At 30.9% G+C, this 12,109-nt stretch carries 10 protein-coding genes; 6 read left to right on the forward strand and 4 right to left on the reverse strand.

Annotated elements, in window-relative coordinates; translation table 11 throughout:
• Nucleotides 1-127 precede the first annotated feature (127 nt).
• The 3 genes from J3S90_RS12310 to J3S90_RS12320 all read left to right on the forward strand — a co-directional run bounded on the left by J3S90_RS12310 (nucleotide 128) and on the right by J3S90_RS12320 (nucleotide 5,355).
• Nucleotides 128-2,191, forward strand: coding sequence for a protein-disulfide reductase DsbD family protein (locus J3S90_RS12310; RefSeq protein WP_210646450.1), 2,064 nt, complete (start codon nucleotides 128-130; stop codon nucleotides 2,189-2,191).
• 197 nt (nucleotides 2,192-2,388) lie between these two features.
• Nucleotides 2,389-3,807 (forward strand): aminotransferase class V-fold PLP-dependent enzyme, encoded by a 1,419-nt coding sequence (locus J3S90_RS12315; RefSeq protein WP_236023959.1) that lies wholly within the window; start codon nucleotides 2,389-2,391, stop codon nucleotides 3,805-3,807.
• A gap of 186 nt (nucleotides 3,808-3,993) precedes the next feature.
• Nucleotides 3,994-5,355, forward strand: a complete 1,362-nt coding sequence (locus J3S90_RS12320; RefSeq protein ID WP_210646452.1) for an amidohydrolase — start codon at nucleotides 3,994-3,996, stop codon at nucleotides 5,353-5,355.
• Nucleotides 5,356-5,443: 88 nt separating this feature from the next.
• Here J3S90_RS12320 and J3S90_RS12325 read toward each other — a convergent pair whose 3' ends face one another.
• Together J3S90_RS12325 and J3S90_RS12330 are read right to left on the reverse strand one after the other, a co-directional pair.
• Entirely contained in the window at nucleotides 5,444-6,034 is a 591-nt protein-coding gene (locus tag J3S90_RS12325; RefSeq protein WP_210646453.1) for an RsmD family RNA methyltransferase, read from the reverse strand.
• Complete coding sequence (locus tag J3S90_RS12330) at nucleotides 6,031-6,852, reverse strand: DUF3822 family protein (protein ID WP_210646454.1); 822 nt, start codon at nucleotides 6,850-6,852, stop codon at nucleotides 6,031-6,033. Before J3S90_RS12330 ends, J3S90_RS12325 begins: the two co-directional genes overlap by 4 nt.
• 198 nt (nucleotides 6,853-7,050) lie before the next feature.
• On the opposite strand from J3S90_RS12330, the gene J3S90_RS12335 reads away from it, so the two are divergent.
• Nucleotides 7,051-8,472: an ATP-dependent DNA helicase gene (locus tag J3S90_RS12335; protein WP_210646455.1), complete on the forward strand. Its 1,422-nt coding sequence runs from the start codon at nucleotides 7,051-7,053 to the stop codon at nucleotides 8,470-8,472.
• Nucleotides 8,473-9,180: 708 nt separating this feature from the next.
• Here the strand turns inward: J3S90_RS12335 and J3S90_RS12340 are convergent.
• A complete protein-coding gene (locus J3S90_RS12340; protein WP_210646456.1) occupies nucleotides 9,181-9,987 on the reverse strand; it encodes a hypothetical protein in 807 nt (268 codons plus the stop codon).
• A gap of 99 nt (nucleotides 9,988-10,086) precedes the next feature.
• On the opposite strand from J3S90_RS12340, the gene kdsB reads away from it, so the two are divergent.
• On the forward strand, nucleotides 10,087-10,812 hold the full coding sequence (gene kdsB / locus J3S90_RS12345; RefSeq protein WP_188050910.1) for a 3-deoxy-manno-octulosonate cytidylyltransferase: 726 nt from the start codon (nucleotides 10,087-10,089) through the stop codon (nucleotides 10,810-10,812).
• Here kdsB and J3S90_RS12350 read toward each other — a convergent pair whose 3' ends face one another.
• On the reverse strand, nucleotides 10,813-11,478 hold the full coding sequence (locus tag J3S90_RS12350; RefSeq protein WP_210646457.1) for a spermidine synthase: 666 nt from the start codon (nucleotides 11,476-11,478) through the stop codon (nucleotides 10,813-10,815). It abuts the gene before it with no gap.
• 61 nt (nucleotides 11,479-11,539) lie between these two features.
• On the opposite strand from J3S90_RS12350, the gene J3S90_RS12355 reads away from it, so the two are divergent.
• Nucleotides 11,540-12,094, forward strand: coding sequence for a 1-acyl-sn-glycerol-3-phosphate acyltransferase (locus J3S90_RS12355; RefSeq protein ID WP_188050912.1), 555 nt, complete (start codon nucleotides 11,540-11,542; stop codon nucleotides 12,092-12,094).
• The last annotated feature ends 15 nt before the right edge of the window (nucleotides 12,095-12,109 follow it).

The raw sequence follows: 12,109 nt of genomic DNA on the forward strand, positions 1-12,109 counted from the left end.
AAACATCTTTCGTTACTACTTATGTTTTGTATAAGTATTTTGAATTAGTAAGCAACCAACGAAAGTATTTATTGGGTCATTTAAATATGGCCCTTTTTTTTACTTCAATCTTAAAAATTAAATTCTAATGAAAAAAATAATAATTCTTTTAGCCTTTTTTATAAGTGCTATTTCTTTTTCTCAAATACACAATCCCGTAAAATGGTCTACTTCAGTAGTAGCTGTTGGAGAGGGACAATTTGATTTGGTTATCCAGACTACTATTGAAGACGGTTGGCATTTGTATTCTCAAAGTGTTCCTGATGACGGACCAGTTCCTACAGCTTTTACTTTTACCAAAAATGCAAACTTTGAATTAGTAGGAAAACCTACTGAAGGAACGGGACGTACGATTAATGATCCTGTTTTTAATATGAAGATTAAGTTTTTTGAAAGCAAAGCTGTTTTCAAACAACGTATTAAGTCACTTTCAAAAAAAGCTTTTAAAGTGGTAGCTGAAGTAGAGTTTATGGTTTGTAATGATGCCAATTGTTTGCCTCCATCTTATGTCGATTTGAATTTTCAAATTCCAGAAAATACTTTAGTTGCAGCTATTAAAGAAGAAGTAGCAGTAGAAAAAGAAGCCGTTTTAATTGCTGCCGAAAAAAACACAATAGATACTTTAGAAAAAGAAGAAGTAGCTATAGATTCGACTGCTAAAGCTGAAATTAAGGCAGAGAAAACGACACTAAATAAAAATAAAAAAGAAACGGATAGAAGCTTGTTAGCCATCTTTATCATTGCTTTCTTTTCTGGATTTGCAGCTTTGTTGACACCTTGCGTGTTCCCAATGATTCCGATGACGGTGAGTTTCTTTACCAAACAAAGTAAAACTAGAGCCAAGGGAATAAAAAACGCCATAATCTACGGCTTATCTATTATTATCATTTATGTGTTGTTAGGTTCAATCGTAAGTGCTGTTTTTGGTGCCGATGCTTTGAATGCATTGTCGACTAATGTATGGTTTAATATTATTTTCTTTGTGCTTTTGATTGTTTTTGCAGTTTCCTTTTTAGGTGCTTTCGAAATTATGCTTCCTAATTCATGGGCAAATAAAGTAGATACAAAAGCAGATAAAGGTGGATTAATCGGGATTTTCTTCATGGCTTTAGCCTTGGCAATCGTTTCTTTTTCTTGTACAGGTCCAATCGTGGGAACTTTATTAGTACAAGCAGCAGCTGGCGGAAATCAAGTAGGTCCAATCGTAGGGATGTTAGGTTTTTCTTTGGCATTAGCCATTCCGTTTGCCTTATTTGCCGCTTTCCCAGGATGGTTAAACTCCTTACCAAAATCAGGTGGATGGTTGAATACTGTGAAAGTAGTTTTAGGATTTTTAGAACTAGCATTAGCTTTCAAATTCTTGTCGAATGCCGATTTAGTCCTACAATTGCATTTACTAGAGCGCGAAGTTTTCTTATCGATTTGGATTGCTATTTTTGGTGCTTTGTCTTTTTACCTTTTTGGAAAAATTCAATTGCCACATGATTCTCCTTTAACACATATCTCTGTTGGAAGATTAAGTTTAGGTTTACTGACATTAACTTTTACCATTTACATGATTCCAGGTTTATGGGGAGCACCTCTAAACTTGATCAGCGCTTTCCCACCCGCACAACATTACAGTGAATCTCCTTATGGAGTTGGATCTTCTCAAGGTGGTGGATCTACTGCAGCAACTGTCGAAATTCCTGAAGGAGCACATTTAATGGCACCACATAATATTTTGGCTTTTACAGATTATGATTTAGGCATGGCTTACGCCAAAAAAGTAAATAAACCGGTTATGTTAGATTTTACAGGTTATGCTTGTGTAAATTGTAGAAAAATGGAGCAACAAGTTTGGCCAAAAGAACAAATTCTATCCATCCTAAAAAATGATGTAGTGCTTATCTCATTATATGTAGATGATAAAAGACCACTTCCTGCAGGAGAAGAAATCGAATCTAAACTAAGACCAGGTAAGAAACTGAAATACGTTGGACAAAAATGGAGTGAATTTCAAACCATAAAATACAAGGCGAACGCTCAACCTTTTTATGTATTGACGGACAATGAAGGAGAAAATTTAATTGATCCTGTTGGTTATACTCCAGATGTCGAAGAATATCAAAATTGGTTAAAAACAGGAGTGGCTAATTATAATAAAAAATAAATAACGAAATCGATTATAAAAAAGCATTCCAATTCTAAAAATGGAATGCTTTTTTTATCAATAAACTAAATGTACTGAATATGAGTTTTTTTAAAAATATTTTTTCAAAAGAGGCCACTCCAACGACTACTGAAGCAGCTACCGAAGTTTCTGAGTTAGAGGTTTATTTTACACAGTTTCGAGAAAAAATTGTGGGTATGCACCAAAAGTTTGAATCTCCTTATGGCGAAAAAGAAATTATTTATGCAGATTGGACCGCGAGCGGAAGATTGTACCATCCTATAGAACATAAATTACTGCATGATATTGGTCCATTTGTAGCTAATACACATACTGAAACTTCTATTACTGGTTCAGTGATGACCATGGCGTATCACGATGCTAGAGCAATAATCAAAAAGCATGTAAATGCTAGCGAAGATGATGTTTTGATAACTGAAGGCTCAGGAATGACTGGAGTTGTTAATAAACTGCAACGTATTTTAGGATTAAAAGTTTCTGAAAACCTTAAGGATTATACTCAGGTTCCTGATGCTTTAAAGCCTATTGTTTTTATTACGCACATGGAGCATCATTCCAATCAAACGTCTTGGTTGGAAACAATTGCTGATGTCGAAATAATTCCTTGTCTTGATTCTGGATTAATCTGTTTTGAGAGTTTTGAAAAGGTTTTAGATCAATATAAAAACAGACCAATCAAAATTGCTTCGGTAACTTCTTGCTCTAACGTAACGGGTATTAGAACCGATTATCATAAAATTGCTACTACGATACACAATCATGGCGGTTTATGTTTTGTAGATTTTGCTTGTTCGGCTCCTTATGTGGATATCAATATGCATCCTGAAGAAAATGGAGCTTATTTAGATGCTATTTTCTTTTCTCCGCATAAATTTTTAGGAGGTCCGGGAAGCAGTGGTGTTTTAATTTTTAATAAAAAACTATATAAAAACATAGTGCCCGATAATCCTGGTGGTGGTACAGTAAGTTATACCAATCCTTGGGGTGATCATGATTATGTTGATGATATTGAAACCAGAGAGGATGGAGGAACACCTGGATTTTTGCAAACTATAAAAATTGCACTTTCAATTCAATTGAAAGAAAAAATGGGAGTTTCTAATATTATCAATAGAGAACACGAATTGAATGAAATCATTTTTGAGAAACTTTCTAAAATACCAAATCTTACTATTCTAGCGTCTGAGCATAAAGATCGATTAGGAATTTTCTCTTTCTATATTACGGATGCTCATTTTAATTTAATTGTAAAATTATTAAATGACAGATTTGGAGTTCAAACTCGTGGCGGTTGTTCTTGCGCGGGAACGTATGGTCACTTTTTATTAAACGTAGATCAACAAACGTCAAAAAGTATTGAAAAGAGAATATTAGAAGGTTGTATGCTTGAACGTCCGGGTTGGATTCGAATGTCTATTCATCCTACAATGACTAATGCTGAAATAAATTTTGTTTGTGACGCTATTACGGATGTTGCAAAAAACTTTAAAATATGGGAATTAGATTATCGCTATGATGCCTTTCGTAATGATTATGTACACCATCAAAATAAAAGTATCGAAAAAAAAATAATGCAAAATTGGTTTAGTTTATAAATTTTAGCAACAGCTCATTAAGATGAAATTTAATTTTTTAATTTTTTTGAGCCGTTTTCTTTATCAGTTTTCCAATTGCTTTGTTACTATTACAGTTCAGTATAAATTTACCATCTATTTTAGTACATCTTAATAAAGGAATAATATAAGGATTAATCTAGATTAGCAAAATAATAAAAAGAGAATATGGATCAAAACGCGATTAGTAGAAAAAAGTTTTTGGGAATGAGTGCAGCAGCAACTGGTGCCGCTTTATTTTCTAGTGTTGGTAGTTCGGCAATGACAAATGTGATGCCTGAAGATAAAAAAATAGCTGATTTTAAAGAATATATTTTAACGAATGTAAGACTCGAAGAAGGTTTTGAATACAACGAAAAAAACGAAGTTATTGCCACCAAAACCGATTTATACAATTTACATATTGCCGATGGTAAAATCAAAAAGATAGCCAAAGGTAAACTCGATTTAAAATTGAAAACAATTAATGCAAAGGGTTTCTTGATGCTTCCCGGATTACGTGATATGCACATACATATTGATAAAACGTATTACGCTGGAAAATGGAACGCTGCGCCAAGAAAAGGCTACACTGTAAAGGACATGATTAGGTTAGAGGAAAAAATAATTCCACAATTACTAACAGATTCTCAGCATAAAGCCGAAGAAGCGATTAAGCTTATGCAAAGTCAAGGTACTTATTTTGCCCGTTGCCAAACCAATATTGATCCCGTAAGCGGATTAAAAAGTTTGGAACATTTATTAGCCGCATTAGATAAAAACAAAGATAGTTTTGCTTGGGAAATTGTAGCTTTTCCACAACATGGTATTCTGTATTCAAAATCAGAGCCTTTGCTGAGAGAAGCCGCTAAAATGGGTGTTGATTTTATTGGAGGACTAGATCCAACCACTGTTGATGGGAATTTAGAACAATCTCTTGATTCTATGTTCCAAATTGCAATTGATAATAATAAAGGAATCGATATTCACTTGCATGAAGGATTACCAACTGGAAAGGCGGCAATTGAATATATTATCAAAAAAACAGAAGAGAATAAACAGCTTCAAGGAAAAACGTATATAAGTCATGGTTTTGCTCTTGCCAGAATGGACCAAAAAGACTTAGAAAAAATTGCAGAACAAATGGGAGCATTGGGTATTGGAGTAGTTTCTACAGTTCCTATTGGCCGAACCATAATGCCAATTCCTACTTTGAAGAAATATGGTGTTAAATTAATGACTGGAACAGATAGTATTGTAGATCATTGGCAACCTTTTGGAAATTGTGATATGCTTGAAAAAGCAAAATTATGTGCCCAACTTTACGGTTGGACAGATGAGTTTGGTTTGAGTCGCGCGTTACATATTGCCACTACTAACGAAATTTTGCCACTTGATGATGCAGGAATTCGTACTTGGCCTCTTGTAGATAATGAAGTCAATTTTATTCTAGTAAATGCAAGTTGTTCTGCAGAAGCAGTCGCGCGTTTGCCCAAACGAGAAGCTGTATTCTATAAAGGAAAACTAATAGCTGGCGAAATGAAAGCATAATTTTTTTCTATTAATTGAAGATTTAGGATTATAACAAAAAAAGATGCTTTAAAGGCATCTTTTTTTGTTTGTAAAGCGATAAGATCAATTATTCCTCTTCGCCATCGTTTAAATTTGATTCTTCCTCATTTTCGTCATTACTTTCAAATTCGAAAAAACTGAAAATAGAACCACCATAACTTTTTTGAAAAGAAAAGTGAATCATGTGATCTAGTTTGGTATATTTTGAATGTTCAATAACCATCATTCCGTCCTGGTTTAATAATTCTTTTTGGAAAACCAATTCAATTATTTTTTCAAAAGTCTTTTGATCTAAACCATAAGGAGGATCAGCAAAAATTATATCGTACGATGTTTTGCATTTTTCTAAATAAGCAAAAACATCACTTTTTGTGGCGGCAATATTAAAATCATATTCTGCTGCAACTTGCTTGATGAATTTTACACATCCAAAATCGCCATCTACAGAGGTAATAGGAGTGCATCCGCGTGAAGCAAATTCATAACTAATATTTCCTGTACCTGCGAATAGGTCTAATATTTTAAGTCCTTCAAAACTAAAGTGGTTGTTCAAAACATTAAACAATGCTTCTTTAGACATATCTGTTGTAGGGCGAACGGGCAAACCTTTTGGTGGTGAAATACGTCTTCCTTTGTATTTTCCTGAAATTATTCTCATGAGTTGAAAAGTATAAAGTGTTTTCTGTTTTCGGCCTCAGAAAAATAATTATTCCATCGCAAATCCTCTACATCAATTAGAGAGACATTGCGAATGTATTTGTATGCAATTGTGTAATAAGCACTATCTTTTGTAATGTCTCCAATTAGTTCTAACGGAAAATTTTCGGGATTTAAGTTCAATTGTTCGGCAGTAAACAAGAGATAATAAATAAAATCTTCTGGCGTGTTGTATTCAAAAGAGTTAAAGAGTAATAACTTCTGATTTTGAATAACAATAATTTCAAAATGCCCATTATTTATATGAACGAACATCTTTTTTTCATCTTTATTTTTGGAGTCAATCAATAATTTATTAACCAAAATGGTATTGGCGTGTTTGTAATCGAAAGAACCAAATTGATCAATAAAAAAATTATTGATATTTACATAAGGAATATAAACGGTATTCATCTGATAATTAGCAATTTGATCAAAAGCAAAAAAATCAGTTTCAAAAACCTTTGTATTGTATTGCAAATAGCTTCCTAAATGATTTTCATCAAAAAGCGGTTCTGGAATAAATGTAGAAAGATTGTTGTTATGAATTACTAAAATCTCATCATATTGTTGCTTTAATTCAGGATAATTAGCAAAAGCTTCAGCAAATAAATCCTCAATTTTAGTGGCTTTATGAATGGTGTCAAAATGCACTTCATTAAAAGAACTAACGGTATTATTGAGTGTATCAAAACAACAAAAAGACAAACCATTCAAGGAAACTTGAACAGAGAGTTTTTTATAAACCTTTTCGGTGATGTTGGTGTTTTGTGTTGGCATATTTTGTTTTATAATTCATTTACAATTTTTATTTTGAAGCGAATTAAATGAGTCAACAAACTTACAAATAAAAACAGCAATGACAATTGTAAAAATCAAATTCAATGCGAATTTCAATTTCAAAAATCAATAGCATTCACAATCTCATTTTAAAATGGAAACCCTATCTTTGAAATTCATTTTTCAACCTATTCCCAGATGAATTCCTCCTTGTTTTACAGTCTTTTACAGAGAAAATTTCCGTTTCAACCTACTTATAAACAAGATATTTTTTTTCAAAAAATCGCTATTTTTTTGACTGAAGTCGAAAATAAAACCATTTTTGTCCTAAAAGGGTATGCTGGAACTGGAAAAACAACAGTAATTTCTACGATAGTAAATAGCTTATTAGACATCAACAAGAAATATGTTTTGCTGGCACCAACAGGTCGTGCGGCGAAAGTAATTGCCAATTATTCGGATAAACCTGCTTTTACAATTCATAAAAAGATTTATTTCCCTAAAAAATCTTCAGGAGGTGGCGTCTCCTTTACCTTACAGCAAAACAAACATACCAACACGATTTTTATAGTCGATGAAGCTTCGATGATTTCAGATACCAATTCTGATTCAAAATTATATGAAAATGGTTCTTTGTTGGATGATTTGATTTCGTATGTGTATTCAGGAAAAAATTGCAAGATGATTTTACTGGGAGATACGGCACAATTACCTCCAGTAAATCTAGATATTAGTCCCGCTTTGGATATTCGTACTTTAGGAATGAATTATGACAAAGAAGTAGAACATATCGAACTAGACGAAGTAATGCGTCAGGAAGAAAATTCGGGAATTTTGCACAATGCTACGGAACTTAGAGAATTATTGAAAGATTCTTTCATCAATGAATTCAAATTTGATGTAAAAAAATTCAAAGATATAATTCGACTAACAGATGGATATGATATTCAAGATGCAATAAATTCAGCGTACAGTAATTATAGTATTGAAGATACCGCTTTTATTGTTCGTTCTAATAAAAGGGCCAATCAATATAACGAACAAATTAGAACTAAAATACTTGATAAAGAAAGCGAACTCTCTTCGGGAGATTTTTTGATGGTGGTGAAAAATAATTATTTTTGGTTAAAGGATTCTGACGAAGCGGGTTTTATTGCCAATGGTGATATTATAGAAGTTTTAGAAATTTTTAATATCAAAGAATTGTATGGTTTTAAGTTTGCGAAAGTTAAAATTAGAATGATCGATTATCCCGATCAAAAACCTATTGAAACAGTTTTGTTAATGGATACTATAAAGAGCGAATCGCCATCATTAACCTATGACGAATCGAATCGATTGTATCAAGAAGTGTTGAAGGATTATGAAGGTGAAACCAAATTTAAACAGTTTCAAAAAGTAAAAGCGAATGAATATTTTAATGCACTTCAAGTTAAATTTTCGTATGCAATAACCTGTCATAAGTCCCAAGGTGGTCAATGGAATACAGTTTTTATAGAACAACCGTATTTGCCAGACGGAATCAACAGAGATTACATCAGATGGTTGTACACTGCAATGACTAGAGCCAAGAATAAATTGTATTTGATAGGATTTAAAGACGAAAGTTTTGTGGAGTAATTTTACTGATGCAACTACAATGCTTTCTTAAAATAATTCTGTTTGTTGATAATTGTTTGGAATTAGTGCTTTTGTTTTCTTCAGTATTAAAGACTCCATATTTTCGCATTAGAACTATTTTTTTTTCAATTGCAAAGATATTTTTTATATTATATTAAAAATTACAATCACACTAAATAACCGGGTAAGGAGCAGTTTTCTTTAATTTGTAATTCAATGTTTTTTTTAAGTTCTTCAGGTTTTTGGGATGGAACAATAATTGATTTTCCATTTTTTAAATTTATTTTAATTCCGTATTTGATATTTGAACATCTGTTAGAATCACAATATTGATAAAGTTTTAGCTTATAGAATTCAAAGAATACAGAAAATTTAATTTTTTCAATAGTATCAATATCATTATACTTAAGTATACCTCTATTCATTAATATTAAAGTACTGTATCTTAAATTCAATTTGCTTACTGAATTGTCAATCAGAAAAATATTTCTCGATAATACAAATAAAGTTATAATGGAACTAAAAAGTATAAAGTAACTATTAAAAATTAGAGAGATAACAATACATATTAAATAATACCAATATTTAACTGCACTTTTTTTTTCCTTAAAAATTATTACATCTGTCGTTTTTTTCAAATTCATATTGAATTATATGTAAGTCTATCTAAAACTAATTAATCAAATATTTTTTTAAAAAAATGTATTATCAATAATAAGTTATTTCGTAAATAGTTTTGTCAACTAATTTATTATTTAAAAATCGTTCTCTAATAATTATATTACCCCTGTTATCATAATCATTTTTAAATGCTACGGTTTCAATAATTGTACCATCGCTTTTATAATATTTTTTTGTATTTAGGTTTCCTTTTTTATCAATTTCAAACGTAAAATAGTTAGCATTTGTTTTAGATTTAATATCGTGAATTTTTATAATATATCCTTTTTTATCAAAATATTTTTTAGATTCTAATTTGGTATAGCTTAAGGTGTCTATAAAACTCTTACTGATAAAGTAGTTTTTTTTATAATTATATTCGATTTGAATTGTTTGTTTTATTTTATTAGCGAAGTTCTTGTTTATTTCAATGGGATTATGATATTTATCAAAAGCTTGAGTAGTAATATTATATAGTCCATTTTTGTCAGATGATTTTTCTTCAATTAAATTATTTGCTTCATCGTATTTATAGTCAATAATCGTAGTATCATTATCTGAAATTACCTCTTTTTGGATAATTAAACCATTGACATACTTATAGCTAATCTCTTTTTTTTCAGTTTCTGTGAAGAATTTTTCATTCTTCAAATTTTTGTTAACGTCAAAATTTAAAATTGTCTTTTTGACCAAGTTAACGGTATCTTTTTTTATGAATTTGTATTCGTATTTTTTAATATCTATCGACTTTATTTTGCCAACAATCTCTTGTGTGTAATCATAATTAAAATCTTTTACTTTAATAGGACTACAAGAAACTAAAAATAAAAAAAGAACAATATAAATTGACTTCATACAGGATTTACTTATTAATTAATAAAAATTTAAAGATATAATGTTTTTGATGATAATTTAAAAATAGTTCTATTTTTGTCTTAGCATTAAAACATAAAAATGAAAATAATAGCAGTTATACCCGCACGTTACGCATCAACACGATTTCCAGCCAAATTAATGCAGGATTTAGGAGGAAAAACAGTGATTTTAACAACATACGAAGCTGCTGTAGAAACAAATTTATTTGATGATGTTTTTGTGGTAACCGATTCAGAATTAATTTATAATGAAATTATTTCTCATAAAGGTAAAGCTATTATGAGTATCAAGGAACACGAATCGGGGAGTGATCGTATAGCAGAAGCTGTTGAAAGTATTGATGTAGATATTGTAGTCAATGTACAAGGAGATGAGCCATTTATAAATTCTGAACCATTAAAAGAATTGATTGAATTTTTCAAAAAAGATGCCGATAAAAAAATAGACTTAGCCTCTTTGATGCGCGAAATAAAAGAGGATGAAGAAATAAATAATCCCAATAATGTAAAAGTGGTTGTAGATCAAAACCAGTTCGCCTTGTATTTTTCACGTTCGGTTATTCCTTATGCTAGAGAGAAAAATGTAGGTGTTAGGTATATGCAACACATAGGTATTTATGCTTTTAGAAAACAAGCCTTATTGGATTTTTACAGCTTACCAATGAAATCGCTAGAAGCTTCTGAAAAACTGGAACAATTGCGTTATTTAGAATTTGGAAAACGCATCAAAATGGTCGAAACTACTCATGTTGGAATTGGAATTGATACCTTAGAAGATTTAGAAAAAGCTAGAAAAATGCTATGATTAAGTTAGCCTATCAATTACAATTAACTCATTATGTTGTTCTACTCTGGCGATAGTTCTAATTTTAAAATCACTTTCGTAAAATTCAGAAACGTATTTTTTATTTCTTAGATTTTGATTTTGATTTAAAATCATAGTATTAAAAAGCACAACTCCACGACTTCTTAATAAATAGCAAATTCGTTTGGTAAAAAAATTTTCAAACAAAAAAGCAGGCATCGAAGTATCTTGAAAAACATCTATGATAATCAAATCGTATTTGTTTTTTGTTTTTAAAACATATTCAAAAGCATCATCAATTACAATTTGCAGGTTTTCTACTGTATCTAATTTAAAAAAAGTATTAGCTATTTTTATTATTTCGGGATCAATTTCGACACCAGTAATTTTGCCTTTGAATTTAATTTCATCTACTAGCGTTTTTATTACGCTTCCTCCTGCAACTCCCAAAACTAAAATATGATTCATAGACACTATTTTGTCATATCCGATATTTTTTAATCCTAATCGCAAGATTCTTTGTAAACTACCATAGGAATAATTAGCATTTTCTGAGTCTAACACAAGTTCACCATTAGCCCAAGTAACCTCTATAGCATTACTTAAGGAAGATTTTGAAGTGTAGATTTTTATTGGAATTAAATAGCTTAATATTTTTTTTATCATTGCTAGCAGTTTTGCCCAAAAATAGGATTTAAATTATTTATTTTGTGCAAAAAATTAAAGAATGAAAAAACAAATATATAAATGGATTTTTTTCAACCTTATGGGTTGGAAAATAGTAGGAACAATAGATCACGATCTTAAAAAATGTGTCATGATGGTGTTGCCTCATACGAGTGCGCATGATTTTTATTTAGGAATTTTTACTAGAGGGATTACTGGATTAGAAATGAACTTTGTGGGCAAAAAAGAATTATTTCGTTTTCCATTAGGATCCTATTTTAGATATATGGGAGGAGAACCATTAGATCGTTCTGGAGGTTTAAATAAAGTAGATTCAATTGCTGCTATATTTGAACGTAAGGAAGTTTTTCGATTGGCTGTAGCTCCAGAAGGAACGCGTAATAAAACGAACGAGCTTAAAACAGGATTTTATTACATTGCTCTTAAAGCCAATGTTCCAATTGTTCCGGTTGCATTTGATTTTGGTAAAAAAGAAGTTAATTTAGGCAAGCCCGTTTATCCTACTGGAGATCTTGATTCAGATTTGGCAGTTTTGAAAAAACATTTTGTTGGAGTAAAAGGTAAAATACCAGAAAAGGGGTATAGTGTAGAATAAATTCATTTCAATTCA

The sequence above is a fragment of the Flavobacterium flabelliforme genome (genome assembly GCF_017948675.1).
Lineage (GTDB): Bacteria > Bacteroidota > Bacteroidia > Flavobacteriales > Flavobacteriaceae > Flavobacterium > Flavobacterium pygoscelis.